Genomic DNA, 17,911 nt, shown 5'->3' on the forward strand with positions numbered 1-17,911 from the left:
TTAATAAATCCACTCACTGTCCTGTTTGGTATAAGTCACGATTTCCTTGCTGTTGAAAAACAGACCGATTTCCTTTTCTGCGCTTTCAGGCGAATCGGAACCATGGATAATATTTTTTCCTACTGTCATGCCATAATCACCACGGATCGTTCCGGGTGCTGCTTCAAGCGGGTTTGTTTTCCCCATCATGTCACGGGCTATAGAAATAACATTTTCACCTTCCCAGACCATGGCAAATACTGGTCCTGATGTGATAAATTCGACTAATTCACCGAAAAATGGCTTGTCCTTATGTTCCCCATAGTGCGTTTTAGCCAATTCATCAGTTATTTGCATTAATTTAGCACCTGTCAGTTTAAAACCCTTTCGTTCAAAACGGTTTACAATTTCACCTGTTAAATTACGCTGGACACCATCCGGTTTTACCATTAGAAATGTTTGTTCCATTCTCTGCACCTCTTTTGTATGTATTTTCTTTTGTCAACCGTTAAAATTTTAACAAATATTCACCTGAATAACAATCAATCTATGATCGTCTCCTGCCAATATACTTTGCGATACTCTGAAGTGTATGTTTTGCCTTATAATCCGGTATTCCATCCAGTTCTTTTAATGCTTTTTGCAAATAATGATCACTGATACGGTATGATTGCTGGATCGCATCGGTTTTCTTCAGTTCTACAATTATCTGACCCATATCGCGCTCATTTACTTGCTCCGGATTAGAAAACGTATCCATTAAGCGCGTGTAAAATGACGTATCTTTCATAGCAAACAGAACAGGAAGTGTAACATTCCCCTGCAGGAGGTCATTTCCGGCTGGTTTGCCCAATTCGGTCTCAGACGCTGTGAAATCAAGGATATCATCGATGATCTGATAAGACATCCCGATGTAATAGCCATAACGGAATAATCTTTGGGCGTTTTCCGCCGGTGTATCTGAAGCAATTGCACCCAGTTTACAGCTGGTGGCGATTAATAAGGCGGTCTTTCGTTTAATTCTTCGCAAATAATCACGCAAATTCTGATCCCAATTATACTTATCTCTGATCTGCTCAATCTCACCTGCAGAGAGTTGAACCATCGTTTTGGAGAGTACGCGATGTGCAGCCGGATTTGAGAGTGTTGTAATATTTTCAAGCGCCCGGGCTAAAATGAAATCACCGGTATACATCGCAACGCGGTTGCCATATAACTGTTTGATAGTAGGTTTTCCGCGGCGCAAAGGGGCATCGTCAATCACATCATCATGCACCAGTGATGCCATATGTATCAGTTCAAGTGATACAGCAACTGTCTTTGTCCGGTCAATATCGAAATTTCCAAGCTGTCCGCATAACAAGACAAAAACAGGGCGGATTCTTTTTCCCCCTGCCTGCAGCAACCTTGTGGAAGATTCACGTAATATATCGTGATCGGATTGAATTGCCTCAGTTAAAGCATGTTCAATTATATCCAGTTCTTTTTTTAGATGCCCGTATGTTTTCGTTAGTTTCATGCATGTCACCTTTTATCGTCATTCTTTTGTACCCATATGCATGGCAGCCACACCGCCTGTATATTGTTTTACGCTTACCCGGGAAAAACCGGCTGAATAAAACATTTGCTTCAGTTTTTGTTTATTGGGGAAATTTTTTGCTGACTCGTGCAGCCAGGCATATTCCTCATAGCTTTTGGCAAACATTTTTCCTAATAAAGGCATAATAAAGCGGAAATACAAATAGTAGCCCTGACGGAATCCAATCAGTGTCGGCTGTGATGTTTCAAGACATACTGCTTTGCCTCCGGGCTTTACGACCCGGTACATTTCTTCTAACACCGTCATGTAGTCAGGAACATTACGTAAACCAAACCCGATTGTAACATAGTCGAATGTGTTGTCATCGAATGGCAGCTTCATTGCATTCCCCTGGAGAAAAGACAGCTGTTTGTATTGCAGGGATTCATTTTTCTTCTCGGCGACCGACAACATATTATTGCTGAAATCAAGGCCGATAACCTTTCCGCTGCTGCCAACTGCTTCAGCGAGTGAAATCGACCAGTCACCGGTTCCGCAACATACATCAAGTGCCGCAGAACCTTCTTCAACAGCCATACGCTTCATGACATCCTTGCGCCATGCTTTATGACGCTGAAACGAAATGATTGAATTCATGGAATCGTATTGACCGTATATTTTTTCAAAAACGTTATGAACCCGTTCCTCTTTAGATTGCTGCTGCATAGATTACCCTTCTTCCGCCATTGAACTATTATTTTCTTTTATGGCACTCCTCATCCAGCTTCTGATAGATGAAAGATGTGCCGGAAAATGAGCAAGACTATCCCCAAGGTTTGATGATTCCTTTCGGATGAATGATTCAATGGCATCCAGAGCTTCCTTATGGCTGTTTGCCGGGAATTGTGCAGCCCAGGTTCCCAAAGCCGCTTCAAGTCCCGAATCCCCGGCGGAATTCCTAGCATTGATTAATCGTTTCGTAATTAACCATTCCGCTGCAATGCCACTGATGATGGACTCTCCTGCAAATGCCGCAATCCGGGTAATCAGAAGCGTTTCTACCTGTTTAAAAACATGGATAAACGTTTCAGCTGAAGAGATATCTTTATAATATAATTGCATTTTGCATTCGTTAATATCTGTAATGGCCGTGGCCAGTACCTGAATCATTCTGACTTCTTCAATTTCTGAAAGAAGAAAGTAATATAAGCCACTATAATAGTCTCCTGCCAGCACGGCTAATTGTTTTGATTTTTCATCGTTTTCTTCCGGCAGAATATCATCTGAATTTTGAACTGAATCATGTGTATCCAGTGCCATCTGGATAAGCATTGCCGTAACGATATATCTTTCCTTTTTATATTCCGGTAAAGAGGTATTATTTAAAATGAAGGTTAAAACATGTAATTTATCCTCATTTAAAGCAGGTGTCTTTACATATTGTTCGATATAGGCATGATGCATTTTTTCTTTTATTAATGCCTTAAGCTTATCTATTTCAATGTTGGATGTTTGCAAAACAACCACCTGTACCCTTTCATCCATTTCAGAAATCATACTGCTATTATAGCATAATCTGTGTGTGTTCCGTAACTATAAAGCTAAGCTTGCGCATTATCCGTTAATCATTGCTCATTTCGCCATGACTGGTCTGTATAACAGCTTTTCCCCTGACTTTAACAGCTGAGGTATGCTCCGTGAATTGTGCAATCATCACTTCATTTTCATCCAATTTTTCTGAATGATGGAATCGGGTATCCGAACCCCTGGTTAATCCGATAACATTGACACCATCCTCTAAAGCCTTGATCACAAAAAAATCATTCTGCTCCAACGGCAAATACTCCTTTCCGAATAGGTTTAGCGATCTCTTCGAATATAAATTTGAAATTGGAAAAATATCCATCTATGTACATTGCTGGGAAACGCAGCTTGTCGCTAAGCTTTAATGGTGAATATGCAGTTAAGAAAGTATTTGTACTTTCTTAACTGCCAAAAAAAGAGCACGCAATCACGTGCCCTTTTGCTATAAGCCCTATGTAAGAAAATATTATTTAACACTTTCTTTAAGGGCTTTCCCTGGTTTGAATGCAGGAACCTTGCTTGCAGGAATTTTAATTTCTTCCCCTGTTTGCGGGTTACGTCCTTTACGTTCAGAACGCTCGCGTACTTCAAAGTTCCCAAAGCCAATAAGTTGTACTTTTTCACCTTGTTTAAGTGAATCCATGACAGATTCGAAAACTGCATCTACAGCTTTTGTAGCATCTTTTTTGGAAAGGTCGCTTTTTTCTGCAACAGCGTTTACCAAGTCTGTTTTATTCATGACATTCACCTCCTCCCGAAGTGTCTTTTACGACATTGGAACAAATTGTTAACTTACTCTCATTTGTTCCCGAATTGCCTTTTTTTATACCTAATGTCACCAAATTGATTGATGACAAGGCTTATATTAACCGACATTGGAACAAAATTCAACAATAAATGCCTAATTTATCGGGTTTTTGTTCATTTTTGGCTATAATCCCCGATAAATGTGGTGATTATAGTCTGAACAGTTTGAAGATTAATGCTACAATATCCTTATTATGATATACGACATAAAAGCCTATTCTCCTGCCTCTGAGAGAAAAAAATTATATTTTTCTCCCCATTAATAAAACAAAAAAATAGCAACTATGTATAGCTGCTATAAAATAATGGCTATTAACCCGCCGGATCCTTCGTTGATAATCCGTTCCAGTGTATCTTTTAATTTGTATCTTGCATTTTCCGGCATCAATGAGATCTTCGCTTGAATACCTTCTCTGACAATTGAGCTCAATGACCTTCCAAAAATGTCTGATTCCCATATGGACAATGGGTCTTCTTCAAAGTCCTGCATTAAATATCTTACTAATTCTTCGCTTTGTTTTTCAGTGCCAATAATAGGCGCAAATTCAGACTCAACTTCAACTTTTACCATATGAATGGACGGGGCAATGGCTTTAAGTCTGACACCAAACCGGGAGCCCTGGCGGATGATTTCCGGTTCATCCAATTTCATATCCTCCAGTGTAGGTGCTGCAATACCATAACCGGTCTGTTTAACCATTTGCAGGGCCCCTGCTACTTGGTCATACTCGCGCTTGGCATGCGCAAAGTTCTGCATAAGCTCTAGCAAATGGTCTTTCCCCCTGATCTCTTCACCGACGATTTCTTTCAGCACTTCGTCATACAAGTAATCCGGAGCATGCAAGTCTATTTCTGCTATCCCGTCCCCCATTTCAATTCCAGCTATATTTGCTTTATCGATATAGTCGTAATCGGCGAAATGGTCTACTATGTGGTCAACATCCCTGAGCCGTCTTATGTTCTTCACAGTCGACTGGATCGCATCCTGATAGTTGCGCTGCAGCCAATGTTCCTCATTAAGCACCATTACCCAGCTTGGAAGATTCACATTAACTTCCAGCACCGGGAATTCATATAGAGCTTCACGCATGACATTGTAAACATCATGTTCAGTCATTGTTTCTACATTCATTGCCACGACCGGGATGTCATATTCCTCCGCTAGTTCCTGGCGCAATAGTTCTGTTTCCTGACTTGTCGGCCGTGCTGAGTTGATAACCAAAATAAATGGCTTGCCGACTTCTTTCATTTCTTCCACGATCTTTTCTTCCGGTTCCTGATAATCTGCCCGTGCTATCTCCCCGAACGTTCCATCAGTCGTGACAACGACACCGATGGTTGAATGCTCCTGAATAACTTTTCTTGTTCCGATTTCAGCCGCATCATGGAAAGGTATCGGGTCTTCATACCATGGTGTATTAATCATTCTCGGCCCATTTTCATCCTCAAACCCTTTGGCACTTTCAACAGCATACCCGACGCAATCCACCAGACGGACGTTGACATCAAGCCCTTCATCAACATGCATTGATACTGACTGATTTGGAATAAATTTAGGCTCAGTTGTCATAATTGTCTTTCCGGCTGCACTTTGCGGTAGTTCGTCCTGAGCTCTGCCGCGTTCACTTTCATCTGCAATGTTCGGCAGAACGCCTAACTCCATGAAATGCTTAATAAAAGTTGATTTTCCGGTCCGGACAGCTCCTACAATACCAAGATAAATATCTCCATTCGTCCGTTTTGAAATATCATTGAAAATATCAACTCTCTCCAAATGATCCCCTCCCAATCTCCTTTTCAAGAATCAAAAACACCCTACGTATTATTGACATTACAAGTCTATGATGTTGTCCTATCAAATTATGACTTAATTATTCCTGAAAGAGGCAAAAAGATATAAAACGTTTATAAAATGAAATAAATCCCTTGCAACACAATATATGTCACAAGGGATTTATTATGATGATTTATTTTATTTTGATGATGTATCAAAAACGGGCTCCCCGTCCCTGAGGGTATATGGTAGCGAATAGGCCGGCACAAACGGTGTGTTTTCCGCTAACAGGTACCGAATGTCATCTCCTTCGTTAAAGTTATGCTCATACTCGTCAAGAGCACTGGTTAAATCGATACGGTAATCAACATAAAGATTGCCCTCTGTATCCATTATGATTGGAAGGTTTTCCTTGGAATACGGACTTTCAACATGAGGCGGGGATTCGAGCCCCAGTTTTTCATGATCTATCCGGAAAATACCATCAGCTATTTCTTCGCCGAACGGGGGATAAATATGTTCGTTGCGATAAACATTAAGTTTTACAGCAACTTCCCTGATGGCGTCCGATATACGCAAATCAATCAGTTTCACGCGTGGATCATCTTCCGGTGTGATAATGGAATACTGATAAATCCCCCCGTTTTGATAGGCAGTACCGGGAATTTCGGTCATAATGTTCTGTTCTTTCAACGCCTGGAAATCAATTAAATATTTTCGAAACACGGGCGTATCACTGGACTTGGTTCGAATCGGCAGCAGTCCTTGGTTCTGTTCATGGTATTGATTCACTGCTGATTGTACTTTTTTCAGCTGCGATTGATTCGGCTGTGCATTTTTCGATAATTCGCTATCTGGAAAAAGGCAGCCGGTCAACAGAATTACCATTAATAATGGCCAGAGCAGCCTGATGTATGTATTCTTCATCACCCTAACCCTCCTATGCGGTCGGGCCGCTAAAAACGATATACAAAATGATAATGGCGCCAATGATTAGTGATAAATACGCCAGAAGCGTTACAATCGCTGAGAGGACGCCTTTTAATTTATACCTGCTAAGCAATATGAGTCCCATCGCCAGAAGCAATAGTCCCATGCCACCGAATGAGATCCACATATTCAGCATGCTTTCGGACATAACATTCACTCCTATTTAAACATACACGCATTATTATAACATATGAGACGGAGCAAAGACATAAAAAATCCAGGATGAAGGGGGCTGGCTTCATCCCGGAATGACTAAATAATACCCACAGCAACTCTATCCATGAATGCTTGTGCGATTTATTTTATGCGAGCATACGAATCAATGTATCCTCACTTGCCCAGTTATCTTACTTTTTAAACATTTTGTTCAGCGTCTGCATATCTACTGGCATATTATTCTTCGTGATTGATTCCACAATTTTGTCTTCTTTTGCTTTGGAAATGGGTTGGTTCGCTAGTTTTGACAACCGTCGGACCAGATTTCTGACTGTCTTTTCATCCGAAAAGTCAGCATTTTTTACAGAGTCTGCCACTTTGTGGATTTCGTTTGGGCTGATATCCGAATTCTGCTGAACCTTATCGAACAGATTGTCTTGAAATTTACTCACATGCTCGCCTCCTTGCATAATCATTTCAACATATTATATGCAAGGCAGGCGATTAAGTGTTATTTCGCGTAACTAGCACGCAGGAATGAAGCGATATCGTCCATTTCATCCCGTTTGTCCCGGCTCATTAATTGTTCGACTACATCTTTGGGCTTCTTATCATTGAAAAGAATTTCATATAGCCCTTCAGTGATTGGCATTTCAATCTGCTGGTCACTGGCGAACTGGTAAGCTGCTTTGGTTGTACGCACACCTTCAACAACCATCCCCATTTGTTCGAGAACCTCATCCAGTTTTTCTCCTTTTCCTAGAAGGTTGCCTGCGCGCCAATTCCGGCTGTGAGGGCTTGTACATGTAACAATCAGATCACCGACACCCGGCAGACCCAGAAATGTCAGCGGGCTTGCTCCAAGCGAGGCCCCCAGCCTGGCTATTTCAGCTAGACCTCTTGTGATAAGAGCTGCTTTGGCATTATCACCGTATCCCAAGCCATCGGAAATACCTGCACCCAATGCAATAATATTTTTTAATGCGCCACCAAGCTCAATTCCAACCATATCATTGCTTGTGTAAACCCGAAATGATTCATTAATGAACAAATCCTGGGCAAATGCAGCATTTTGGCTGTTAATGGACGAAACAGTTACCGTTGTTGGCTGTCGTTTGCCAACTTCTTCTGCATGGCTTGGTCCTGATAGCACTACGACATCCTCATAATCATAATCGGTCATTTCCTCGCCAATTATCTGCGAGACTCTTTTTAATGATTCCGGTTCAATACCTTTTGTTGCATGAACAATGGTTACAGGATTTTTCAGCGTTTTATCAAGCTCGGAACAGACTTCGCGGATTGCCTTTGTTGGTACGACGATAACAATGGCGGAAACATCACTAATTGCTTTTTCCATTGAATGGAAAGCTTTGATCTGTTCAGGGATACCCGCATCAAGATATTGTTCATTTTTGTGTGTCCGGTTAATTGCCTCAGCTTGTTCATGTCGATGTGTCCAAAGTCTGACATCGTGTCCGTTATCGGCTAGCACAATGCTTAACGCAGTCCCCCAGCTTCCGGCGCCTAATACTGCTACTTTAGTCAATGGTGTTCCTCCTTATTGCCGTTTTCGGGCAAAAATGTTAATCGGTGTGCCCACAAATCCAAACGCATCCCTTATCCGGTTTTCCAAAAACCGCTTATATGAAAAATGCATTAAATCAGGATCATTAACAAACACAACAAAACTTGGCGGTTTGACAGCGACCTGCGTAGTGTATAAGACTTTTAGGCGTTTTCCCTTAACTGATGGTGTCGGGTTCACTGCCAGTGCATCCATGATAACGTCGTTCAACACGTTTGTCGGTACGCGTTTTGTATGGTTTTCACTGGCTGTTTTAATGGCAGGGATCAACGTATGTAATCTTTTTCTGGTTTTGGCTGACAGGAAAACAATTGGAGCATAATCCAAATACTGAAAACCCGCCCTGACTTTTTGTTCAAATTCTTTCATCGTCTTTTCATCTGTTTCGACTGTATCCCATTTGTTAACGACGATGATGATACTCCGCCCTGCTTCATGTGCATAGCCGGCAATTTTTTTATCCTGTTCTCTTATACCTGTTTCGGCATCGATTAAAACCAGGACGACATCTGAACGTTCAATCGCCTTTAATGCACGCAGTACACTATATTTTTCGGTTGCTTCGTAAACCTTACCGCGCTTTCGCATACCGGCTGTATCGATGATGACAAAGTCCTGATCATCTTTGTGCAGATATGTATCAACCGCGTCCCTTGTTGTTCCTTCCTGCTCACTTACAATGACACGTTCCTCATTTAACATCGCATTAACAAGCGAGGATTTCCCGACATTGGGTCTGCCGATTACACTAAAGTAAATCGTGTCGTCATCAGGTTCCGGATCGTGTATTTCCGGAAAATATCCGACTACCGCATCCAGCAGGTCACCAAGCCCAAGACCATGTGCTCCGGAAATGGGGTATGGTTCTCCGAATCCTAACGCATAGTACTCATAAATTTCATCGCGCATTCCCGGATTATCGATTTTATTCACGGCGAGGGCGACTGGTTTATTGGATTTATATAAGATTTTTGCCACTTCTTCATCAGCGGCAGTTATGCCTTCACGTCCATTCAGTAAAAAGATAATCACATCTGCTTCATCAATCGCTATCTCCGCCTGCTGACGCATTTGGACAAGCAACGGTTCATCACTCATTTCAATGCCGCCTGTATCAATGACATTGAACGTTGTTGTCAGCCATTCAGCCTCTGCATAAACCCGGTCACGTGTCACACCGGGAGTGTCCTCTACAATCGAAATTCGTTCACCGACCAGTCGGTTGAATATGGTTGATTTTCCTACGTTTGGTCTTCCAACAATTGCTACAACGGATTTTCGCATGAAAGGAACATCCTTCCTGTTTCTCGCTCATATTCTATTTAATTAATCTTTTAACACTTTCGTCTCCCGACATATACAGCTCAGTAACCGTCAAATGACGGCGGCTAACTGTCCCTAAATGTCCGATTCGGTTCAACTAACATTCAGTGGGGAAAAACACCCCCCACTGAATGAAGTTTCACTTTACTAATTCTAGCAAAAGAATGGCCTGACCACAATTATTATTGGGCCTGTTTCCTGAAAAGGGGGGTTGTTCTAGTGATGGATTTTCGGAGTCTGCCTACTATTTTTTGCATCAAACCAAGAATAAAGTCATAACATACGACTGACACCGCTACCACAATAACTGCATCGAGAAAGCGTTTATCACCAGCCACCTCCGGTATTGAGTAATTGGCAATGATTACAGTGTAAAGTAATTCACCGGCTGTCATGCCAAGGAAAAGACATGCTAACCTGTTCCAGAACCCGGTTGCCATAATCACGGTCAGAAGAAAAAGAAAACATGAAATGATCAATGTAGGCGGGAAAAAATGTTCGATCGGCAGATGGTTCACCCAGATAAGCATGGCCGTATAGCCGATGGTTATTGTGAATGAAACAAAGACATGAAAGAACTTTCCGGAAATGTTAGCGTGTAAAATAACGGCTCCTGAGAATATCACCAGGTAGCTTAATGACAGTTCCAGAAAGTCAATCGATAAATTGACAGAAGAACCTATAATCAGCAGCAACAGCCAACATGCCAGCAGTGTTCTGTATTTGCTTTTCTTCATAAAAAAAGTAATGATAATCCATAAGATCCACGCGAACCAATAAAAAAGAAGCCCACTGTTCATTAACCTCACCTGCCACTAACATTATGGCTACTTTTTCATTGATTTAAACAAATGTTATGGCAGGGGGCTATACGCCCCAGACTCTACTGTTAGAAAACTTGGCTTATCGTCAAGATTTATTAGCGAAGGACTTAGTTGCACTTATGCAGTAAGAAAGCATTATTACTTTCTTAACTGACAAAAAAGCTCTCTCCAACGAGGAAAGAGCCTTAGTCATAATGTTACTTATATTTGTCAAGTTCGTCTCCGATAAAGTCACCGATCTGGAATCCTGACTGATCATCGTCCTTTTCATATTGTTTCACATCGGATGCTTCTTTTTCCTGTTCTAATTCTTTTATGCTTAGTGAGATCCGCTCTTCCTGCTCGTTAACATCCAACACTTTCACATTAATTTCCTGACCGATTTCAAGTACTTCCTGAGGTGTTCCGATATGACGGTTGGCAATTTGCGAGATGTGAACCAATCCTTCAACGCCAGGGAAGACCTCAACAAATGCACCAAAATTAACAAGCCGTTTTACTTTGCCCTCAAGAACGTCTCCCCGTGATACACGGTCTTCGATATTTGCCCATGGACCAGGAAGTGTTTTCTTTCGTGACAAGGATATGCGTTCATTATCCCTGTCAATGGAAAGCACTTCCACGCTGATCGTGTCACCCTCTGCAACAACATCTGAAGCTTTTTCAACATGCTCATGTGCCAGTTGTGAGATGTGTACCAGACCATCAATGCCGCCAAGGTTAACAAAAACGCCAAAATTAGTCAGACGCTGAACGGTGCCTTCAAGTACTTGTCCTTCTTCAAGCGATTGAAGAACCTCATGTTTTTTCGCATTCATCTCATCCTGAACAACAGCTTTATGGGACAGGATGATACGATTTTGCTCTCTGTCCAGATCAACAATCTTAACAGCAAGCGGCTTGTTTAAGTAGCCGGAGAAATCATCAACATAATAAGTTTCAACGAGTGAAGCCGGAATAAACCCGCGCACGCCTACATCAGCGACAAGGCCTCCCTTAACGACTTCTTTTATTTCTGTTTCAAATACTTCACCGCTTTGATACTTTTCTTCAAGGGTTTCCCAAGCTTGTTCAGCATCGACTGCCTTTTTGGACAGAATGACTTCATCATCGTCCAGTTTTTTGACATACAGGCTCAGCGAGTCGCCTTCTTCAACAGCGTCCCCCGCCTTCTCAATATGAAGACTTGACAGTTCACCAATCGGAACAATACCTTCCGTTTTGTAGCCAATATCGACAAGAACCTGTCTATCTTCCACTTTTAGGACCGTTCCTGTGACAATATCTCCTATATTCAATTGCGTTATTCCATTGCTGGATTCATTCATACCATAGCCCTCCTTAAAATACATAACAACAAAAAATATAAATTCCCTTTTTTATAACTTCTAATATTTATAATTATTTGTCAAGCGAAGCATGCTGGGAATGATGATTTTCAATCAAATTTCCGATTTCTGTCATAATTGCATCTGCCGCCTCTTTTGCGGATGCTTTTGAATCACGATAAGACTGCATATCCACTGCCTCTCCGTAAATTACCGTCAGTCTGCTTCCGGGCTTGTACGAGCCAATAATCGCACACGGGATAATTGTGGCGCTCGATCTTAACGCAAAAAAACCGGCCCCGGCCAATGGTTTGCCCAGCTGACCTGTCTTGCTCCGGGTTCCTTCCGGGAACAGACCCAGCGTATTTCCCTGTTCGAGAATTTTGAGTCCCTTGCGCAATGCGTTCCTGTCACTTATCCCCCTTTTCACCGGAAATGCCTGAATACCTGTCAGTAGCTTGCGCAAAAACGGCTTTTCAAACAACTCACCTTTTGCCATAAAATAAATATCCCGGGGTGACGTAATCCCAACGACAGGGGGATCAAGGTTGGAAGTATGATTTGAACAGATGATTACTGGACCGTCTTTTGGAACATTTTTCTTGCCAATAACCCGGATGCGAAACAAAGGATAAAATACAGCAGACACTGCCCACTTGGCTACCTTATAAAGACTCATCAGAATTCCCTCTATTCGGCAATGCCTTTTCGACCTCGTTAAGAATGGATCCAGCGACCTCATCGATTGATAAATTGGTGGTATCCAACTCAATTGCATCGTCAGCTTTAATTAATGGCGCGACCTCCCGTTTTGAATCAATCCGGTCCCTCTCCTCGATTTCCCGTTTTAATTTCTCAAAATCGGGAAAAAACCCTTTTTTGACATTTTCCTCATATCTGCGCTTTGCCCGTTCCTCCGCTGAGGCCTGTAAAAAGATTTTCACTTCCGCATCGGGCAGGACTTGGGTCCCTATATCACGGCCATCCATTACAACGCCCCGTCTTTTAGCCAAGCTTTGCTGACGTTTGACCATCTCCTTGCGCACACTCGAATGTTTGGCAGTATAGGATACATTGTTGGTCACAGTCTCAGACCGGATGTCTTGTGTCACATCATCGCCATCAATCAGAACATGCTGTTGTTCTTTGCCTTGTGCAAGTTCTATGCTGATGCTGCTCAAAAGATCGGCAAGTTTCTGTTCATCATCCAGCGGAATTTGCTCCTGCAGTGCTTTAAATGTTAATGCCCGGTACATCGCCCCGGTGTCAATATAAATAAAAGAAAGTTTCTTTGCGACAATCCTGGAAACGGTGCTTTTTCCTGCTGCTGCCGGGCCATCGATTGCTATCGCGATTGCATTTGTATTCATTACTGTCATTCATTCCTCTCACAAAATGAGTGGTGCAAGTTTTAAAGGGAGCAACCAATCATAATAACTGATTCATAATTCATCTATGTAATCCTACATATAAAATAATAACATACATCATAAAAAAAGTTCTACTGATATTCAACCCTCTGATATTGTCTGTTTATGTAAAATTTGTGCTATAGGTTAATGGCTTATTAGCAGTGAAGGCTCTCCTTCATACAAGCCTCGTGATAAGCCAGGTTTCCTAAAAAGATGTTACCTCGTTTCGGTCCCTCCGATACCGATGTAACAAGCAAAAAAGGGAAGGAGCTAAGCCCTTCCCTGTGAGGCGGATGCATAATTAATCTCGGTGCCATCCAGTTTTTCCACTTTCTCTTCCGTTCCGTCTTTCGCATTTATGAATATGCGGTATGTTTCGTTGTCAAGCACTCCGAGAAACTCATATACCAATACTTCTTCACCGACATCATTATCAATTACGGCCATATACTGTTCATTAATCTGTACATCCGGATTTACTTTTTCTTTAGCTTCATCAATCGAAAGTTTCGGTTTAGGGATGTCCCGTTTTTTGTGGTTCATAAAGTAATTTCTCGCTGTCAGTCCAAGTAGTTCGCCGTTATCCAGTGCTACTTTCAGCTCAATTGCATCAGAATAGATCCGTACACCATCCTGATTATAAAGAAAAGAATAAACACCGGTATTGCCAAACTGATTACTGGTAAATACCTCCATATCTTCAAAATTATATTGATCAAGGTATTCTTTTGCCTTTTCCAGTCCCTGATTCAGACTGAGTTTCTGTTCCTTTACTTGGCGGTTAACCAACAATGTCAGCGGATGCCCCCCCTGCTTCGTTATATCAAGGTAGCCATTCTTATTACCATTTTGATGTGAAATGCTGTATATCGGTACATCTGCCCCATCGCCACTTTCCGTTACAGTCAGGTTGTCAGTATTATTGACATTGAGAAACTCCTGACCTCTTTTTGCTGCTGTTTCTTTATCAATCTTTTCGCCGGTTAGGTTTTGATATTTATGCTCCTCTGCCGAAGTTCCTGTTAACGCGGAGTCCACGTTGCTTTCGGCGAAACCTTCAACTTTCTCCTCCACCGTTCTAAATCCATCGACAATTGTGTTATCAGATTGTTCATCCTGAGTTGCTAACGCTAACTGCACGTCCATCCACCGCAGGTTTTCATCCAGTACAGTATGTTGAACGCTTCTGAGTTCATCTTTCAAATCACCGGATTGTTCGTACAAACTCTGCAGCGTTTTAATCTCTTTGTCGTTCAGTGGTTTTTTCTGCAGATCTCTTACAGCTGTACGATAAGTAAAATCACCTATATTTGAAAGAAATTCTTCGGTTTTGTTAAATGGCATCAATGTCAATGGGAGCTGCCCTACATTGGAAGCTGCCTCCGATGTCAATCTCCAGATTTCCGTCAGCTGTGGCGAGAGCGACTCTCTTGAGTTCATGGCCAGAGCTGTACCGATCTTATCATGCATCAAATCCATATGGTAAGATAGTTCATGAAACGCCCTTTGATAATTATTTTCAGCTTGTATTAAAACCGCATTTTTTTCCTGATGTTCCTGGTATCCCCAAAAGCCTACACCGGCTATTCCCAAGGTAAGAACTCCGATTAAAATCCAACGTACCATTTGTATCACTCCTTCCTATTTAGCGAATATATGTTTTCCAATTTTTTTTATTTGTGGCCTTGACCAGATCCAATCCGACGTAGCGGTATTCGGGTTAAAGTAATAAATAGCGTTGCCTGAAGGATCCCATCCATTAATGGCGTCAAGAACTGCATCTCTGGACTTCTTACTCGGCTCCAGCCAGATTTGTCCGTCAGCTACGGCAGTGAAAGCTCTTGGCTCAAAAATAACCCCTGAAACTGAATTAGGGAATGACGGGCTCTCGACACGGTTCAAAATGACCGCAGCCACGGCAACTTGCCCGACATACGGCTCACCTCTCGCCTCTCCATTAACAGCATTGGCCATTAATTGAATATCATTTTGTGAATATCCTTGAGGCACATTAACGGCTGTCGGTTCGGCTTTAGCATTATCATTATTGGCATCATGATTTCCGGAATTTTGATTGTTGTTGCCGCCGTTACTTGATTCAGACTGTTTGGAGTTCTCGACTCCCCCATAATGCGTAAAATCATTTCCCTGGTTTATTTGATTCTGTACATATTCCTTGTGATATTCACTTGCGTCAGCCAGTTTTTTCTTCGTTTCAGCTCCGGCAAGACCATCAACTTCCATTCCGAATTCATATTGGAAATTCCGCAGAGCCCAATATGTCCCCCATCCGAAAACACCATCAATATTTCCATTATAGAAGCCGAGATATTGCAATCTTGCCTGCAGCTCAATCACATCTTCACCAACAGCACCATGCTGGATGACTTGATCAGTAAAAGCGCTAACCTGTTTTATAGAATGTGGTGTTTGCAGTCCAATTGCTATAAAACATATAATGATAAATAGGATCCTTTTTTTATAGGTCATATCGTTGCCTCCTGCTAAGCATTATCATATTGAACCTATTTTTTTACGAAACAGCTATTTTATTCATCAGGAATATTTTTAGAAAATCCTTTGACTGCAGTCAGCAAAAACAACAGCAGCAAATAAAAATCCTTTATATCACGTGGATACAAAGGATATCAGGCTTGCATTTTCTTTTTTTGTATAATGGATTGATTTGCGGTTTTCATGCGGTGCAGGGCCGTAAACCATAGCCCAATCATAAACGGGATCAGTAAAATTAACCAATCGCTTGTAATGGTGTTAAGAATATAATTGTAGGAGCCATGTAAAAGGAATGGCACCAGTAAAGCAAGTATAATATGCCGGTTTTTATGAGCAACGCCTATTTTAGCCTTGCCAAAATGGTAGCCCATCATCACACCAAATAATGCATGGGATGACACTGGAAATAATGCTCTAGAAAATGCATATTCAATTCCATTAGTAAACAAGTATAGAATATTTTCAACCGTGGCAAACCCCAGGCTTATGGAAACCGCATAGACAATACCATCATAATGCGCATCAAAATCTGTGTGGTGAAAAATGATGTATATAAACACAAACCATTTAAAAAATTCTTCCAGCAGTCCTGATATGAAAAAAGATTGAACAAAATTGCTCCCATTTAAGTTTTCAGCTGAGAACCCATATTGAATAAACATGATTGGAAACACAAGCAAGGCACCGAATAAAAAAGTTTTAACCATTAATGAAAATGGTTCAGTAAAACGATCTTTTAAATAAAAAAACGCCATTAATGTAAATGCAGGTGCAATACCCGCTGAAAACAGAGCAAGCATTTTTAAAACCTCTTCCACACTTTATTGAAATCATACCGCATCTAATGGTCAATAACTCCACAAAAACGGTGGCTAACTGTCCATAAATGCCCGATTGGTTTAAATAACATTCAGTGGGAAAGAGCGTCACACTGAATGAAGTTTCACTTTATCATACCATGCTGATGCAAAAATTAAAATCCTGATGAACGGAAGGTGATTGCTTTGAAACGTATACTCATTATTCATACTGGCGGAACCATATCAATGCTTGAGGACAAACAGACAGGTGAAGTCACGACAGCGGATAAGCACCCGTTATCGGAGTTGACACACTGGTTTGGACATTACGCACACGTTGATGAAATCACGCCGTTTTCTATACCATCGCCGCAAATAGCACCACAGCACATGCTGCGGCTGGCTGCCATCATTCATGAGAAAGTGAATGAATACGATGGGTTTGTGATTACACATGGAACGGATACTCTGGAAGAGACAGCCTATTTCCTTGATCTGATTTCAGAAACGGAAAAACCGATTATCATCACCGGCGCCATGCGATCCGCAAATGAAATTGGATCTGACGCCCTTTACAATCTGATAAGCTCATTACGGACAGCAACAAGCGATGATGCTTGGAATAAAGGTGTGTTGGTTGTGATGAACGATGAAATACACACAGCACGAAATGTGACAAAAACATCGACCAGCAACGTGGCAACTTTTCAAAGTCCGCAACACGGACCAATTGGCATTGTCACTAAAGAATCCATCATCTTCTACCATACCATTTTGACAAGGGATGCGTGGCCTGTAAGCAAAATCACCCAAAACGTGTCTATGTTAAAAGCATACGCGGGAATGGATGTTGAAATTCTGGACGCTATTCGCCAAGCAGCACCCGACGGCCTTGTTCTGGAGGCATTGGGTCAGGGAAACTTACCTAAACAGACGCTGCCATCCCTACAGCGATATATCGAGGATAACATACCCGTTATACTGGTATCGAGATGTTATAAGGGGATTGTACAGCCAACATACGCATATGACGGCGGTGGTAAACAGCTTATGAATATGGGCGTCATATTCGCTGACGGTTTAACGGGTCCGAAAGCACGACTTAAATTATTAGTCGCATTGGAGACCACCACAGATAAGGAAAAATTAAAAGAAATGTTCGAGAAAAATTATTGATTGTGGGTGCTTCTTAAAGATATCGTTTTGAACACAAAATCCATAAACTGCGACGTAAAGGTTGAGTGGAATAACGTCGCTTCGGAAATACACTTCGCTTTCCGTGGGCGGCTGGTGAGCCTCCGCGTGCTGACGCA

20 protein-coding genes are annotated in these 17,911 nt (G+C 41.8%); 1 reads left to right on the forward strand and 19 read right to left on the reverse strand.

What is annotated here, in order from left to right; all coding sequences use genetic code 11:
* From ndk to prsW, 19 genes are all read right to left on the reverse strand, one after another.
* Nucleotides 1–447, reverse strand: coding sequence for a nucleoside-diphosphate kinase (gene ndk / locus ON01_RS09575; protein WP_010530819.1), 447 nt, complete (start codon nt 445–447; stop codon nt 1–3).
* 79 nt (nt 448–526) lie between these two features.
* Nucleotides 527–1,498: a heptaprenyl diphosphate synthase component II gene (gene hepT, locus ON01_RS09580; RefSeq protein WP_010530820.1), complete on the reverse strand. Its 972-nt coding sequence runs from the start codon at nt 1,496–1,498 to the stop codon at nt 527–529.
* An 18-nt stretch (nt 1,499–1,516) separates the two neighbouring features.
* Nucleotides 1,517–2,224 carry a demethylmenaquinone methyltransferase gene (locus tag ON01_RS09585; protein ID WP_010530821.1) on the reverse strand — a complete coding sequence of 236 codons (708 nt, stop codon included), beginning with the start codon at nt 2,222–2,224 and terminating at the stop codon, nt 1,517–1,519.
* A gap of 3 nt (nt 2,225–2,227) precedes the next feature.
* Complete coding sequence (locus ON01_RS09590; RefSeq protein ID WP_050901115.1) at nt 2,228–3,016, reverse strand: heptaprenyl diphosphate synthase component 1; 789 nt, start codon at nt 3,014–3,016, stop codon at nt 2,228–2,230.
* 103 nt (nt 3,017–3,119) lie between these two features.
* Complete coding sequence (gene mtrB, locus ON01_RS09595; RefSeq protein WP_010530823.1) at nt 3,120–3,332, reverse strand: trp RNA-binding attenuation protein MtrB; 213 nt, start codon at nt 3,330–3,332, stop codon at nt 3,120–3,122.
* A gap of 216 nt (nt 3,333–3,548) precedes the next feature.
* Entirely contained in the window at nt 3,549–3,821 is a 273-nt protein-coding gene (locus tag ON01_RS09600) for an HU family DNA-binding protein (RefSeq protein WP_010530824.1), read from the reverse strand.
* A gap of 363 nt (nt 3,822–4,184) precedes the next feature.
* A complete protein-coding gene (gene spoIVA / locus ON01_RS09605; RefSeq protein ID WP_010530825.1) occupies nt 4,185–5,663 on the reverse strand; it encodes a stage IV sporulation protein A in 1,479 nt (492 codons plus the stop codon).
* Between the two features lie 198 nt (nt 5,664–5,861).
* The gene (locus tag ON01_RS09610) at nt 5,862–6,590 is read right to left on the reverse strand and encodes a hypothetical protein (RefSeq protein WP_010530826.1); all 729 of its coding nucleotides are present in this window, start codon (nt 6,588–6,590) and stop codon (nt 5,862–5,864) included.
* A 13-nt stretch (nt 6,591–6,603) separates the two neighbouring features.
* Complete coding sequence (locus ON01_RS09615) at nt 6,604–6,801, reverse strand: DUF2768 family protein (RefSeq protein ID WP_010530827.1); 198 nt, start codon at nt 6,799–6,801, stop codon at nt 6,604–6,606.
* A 199-nt stretch (nt 6,802–7,000) separates the two neighbouring features.
* Nucleotides 7,001–7,261 carry a stage VI sporulation protein F gene (locus ON01_RS09620; protein WP_010530828.1) on the reverse strand — a complete coding sequence of 87 codons (261 nt, stop codon included), beginning with the start codon at nt 7,259–7,261 and terminating at the stop codon, nt 7,001–7,003.
* Nucleotides 7,262–7,320: 59 nt separating this feature from the next.
* Nucleotides 7,321–8,358, reverse strand: a complete 1,038-nt coding sequence (locus tag ON01_RS09625) for an NAD(P)H-dependent glycerol-3-phosphate dehydrogenase (protein ID WP_010530829.1) — start codon at nt 8,356–8,358, stop codon at nt 7,321–7,323.
* A 12-nt stretch (nt 8,359–8,370) separates the two neighbouring features.
* Entirely contained in the window at nt 8,371–9,681 is a 1,311-nt protein-coding gene (der, locus tag ON01_RS09630) for a ribosome biogenesis GTPase Der (protein WP_010530830.1), read from the reverse strand.
* A gap of 221 nt (nt 9,682–9,902) precedes the next feature.
* Entirely contained in the window at nt 9,903–10,520 is a 618-nt protein-coding gene (locus tag ON01_RS09635; RefSeq protein WP_010530831.1) for a YphA family membrane protein, read from the reverse strand.
* 221 nt (nt 10,521–10,741) lie between these two features.
* Complete coding sequence (rpsA, locus tag ON01_RS09640) at nt 10,742–11,872, reverse strand: 30S ribosomal protein S1 (protein ID WP_010530832.1); 1,131 nt, start codon at nt 11,870–11,872, stop codon at nt 10,742–10,744.
* A 73-nt stretch (nt 11,873–11,945) separates the two neighbouring features.
* Nucleotides 11,946–12,551, reverse strand: coding sequence for a lysophospholipid acyltransferase family protein (locus ON01_RS09645; RefSeq protein WP_010530833.1), 606 nt, complete (start codon nt 12,549–12,551; stop codon nt 11,946–11,948).
* Nucleotides 12,538–13,242 (reverse strand): (d)CMP kinase, encoded by a 705-nt coding sequence (gene cmk / locus ON01_RS09650; RefSeq protein ID WP_010530834.1) that lies wholly within the window; start codon nt 13,240–13,242, stop codon nt 12,538–12,540. The genes ON01_RS09645 and cmk overlap by 14 nt, the downstream gene beginning before the upstream one ends.
* A gap of 312 nt (nt 13,243–13,554) precedes the next feature.
* Entirely contained in the window at nt 13,555–14,910 is a 1,356-nt protein-coding gene (gene ypeB / locus ON01_RS09655; protein ID WP_010530835.1) for a germination protein YpeB, read from the reverse strand.
* Nucleotides 14,911–14,925: 15 nt separating this feature from the next.
* A complete protein-coding gene (gene sleB, locus ON01_RS09660) occupies nt 14,926–15,774 on the reverse strand; it encodes a spore cortex-lytic enzyme (protein WP_010530836.1) in 849 nt (282 codons plus the stop codon).
* Between the two features lie 158 nt (nt 15,775–15,932).
* Nucleotides 15,933–16,598 (reverse strand): glutamic-type intramembrane protease PrsW, encoded by a 666-nt coding sequence (gene prsW, locus ON01_RS09665; protein ID WP_010530837.1) that lies wholly within the window; start codon nt 16,596–16,598, stop codon nt 15,933–15,935.
* 204 nt (nt 16,599–16,802) lie between these two features.
* On the opposite strand from prsW, the gene ON01_RS09670 reads away from it, so the two are divergent.
* Nucleotides 16,803–17,774, forward strand: coding sequence for an asparaginase (locus tag ON01_RS09670; RefSeq protein WP_010530838.1), 972 nt, complete (start codon nt 16,803–16,805; stop codon nt 17,772–17,774).
* Nucleotides 17,775–17,911: the final 137 nt, after the last annotated feature.

The organism is Lentibacillus jeotgali (assembly GCF_000224785.1).
In the GTDB taxonomy this organism is placed as follows: Bacteria; Bacillota; Bacilli; order Bacillales; family Amphibacillaceae; genus Lentibacillus; species Lentibacillus jeotgali.

What these genes read in the sequence shown, in the direction of transcription:
- sleB (WP_010530836.1), bottom strand. Translation starts at nt 15,774, where the DNA reads ATGACCTATAAAAAAAGGATCCTATTTATCATTATATGTTTTATAGCA.
- ON01_RS09610 (WP_010530826.1), bottom strand. Translation starts at nt 6,590, where the DNA reads ATGAAGAATACATACATCAGGCTGCTCTGGCCATTATTAATGGTAATT.
- hepT (WP_010530820.1), bottom strand. Translation starts at nt 1,498, where the DNA reads ATGAAACTAACGAAAACATACGGGCATCTAAAAAAAGAACTGGATATA.
- ndk (WP_010530819.1), bottom strand. Translation starts at nt 447, where the DNA reads ATGGAACAAACATTTCTAATGGTAAAACCGGATGGTGTCCAGCGTAAT.
- der (WP_010530830.1), bottom strand. Translation starts at nt 9,681, where the DNA reads ATGCGAAAATCCGTTGTAGCAATTGTTGGAAGACCAAACGTAGGAAAA.
- ON01_RS09615 (WP_010530827.1), bottom strand. Translation starts at nt 6,801, where the DNA reads ATGTCCGAAAGCATGCTGAATATGTGGATCTCATTCGGTGGCATGGGA.
- prsW (WP_010530837.1), bottom strand. Translation starts at nt 16,598, where the DNA reads ATGCTTGCTCTGTTTTCAGCGGGTATTGCACCTGCATTTACATTAATG.
- cmk (WP_010530834.1), bottom strand. Translation starts at nt 13,242, where the DNA reads ATGAATACAAATGCAATCGCGATAGCAATCGATGGCCCGGCAGCAGCA.
- ON01_RS09635 (WP_010530831.1), bottom strand. Translation starts at nt 10,520, where the DNA reads ATGAACAGTGGGCTTCTTTTTTATTGGTTCGCGTGGATCTTATGGATT.
- ON01_RS09585 (WP_010530821.1), bottom strand. Translation starts at nt 2,224, where the DNA reads ATGCAGCAGCAATCTAAAGAGGAACGGGTTCATAACGTTTTTGAAAAA.
- ON01_RS09600 (WP_010530824.1), bottom strand. Translation starts at nt 3,821, where the DNA reads ATGAATAAAACAGACTTGGTAAACGCTGTTGCAGAAAAAAGCGACCTT.
- rpsA (WP_010530832.1), bottom strand. Translation starts at nt 11,872, where the DNA reads ATGAATGAATCCAGCAATGGAATAACGCAATTGAATATAGGAGATATT.
- ypeB (WP_010530835.1), bottom strand. Translation starts at nt 14,910, where the DNA reads ATGGTACGTTGGATTTTAATCGGAGTTCTTACCTTGGGAATAGCCGGT.
- ON01_RS09645 (WP_010530833.1), bottom strand. Translation starts at nt 12,551, where the DNA reads ATGAGTCTTTATAAGGTAGCCAAGTGGGCAGTGTCTGCTGTATTTTAT.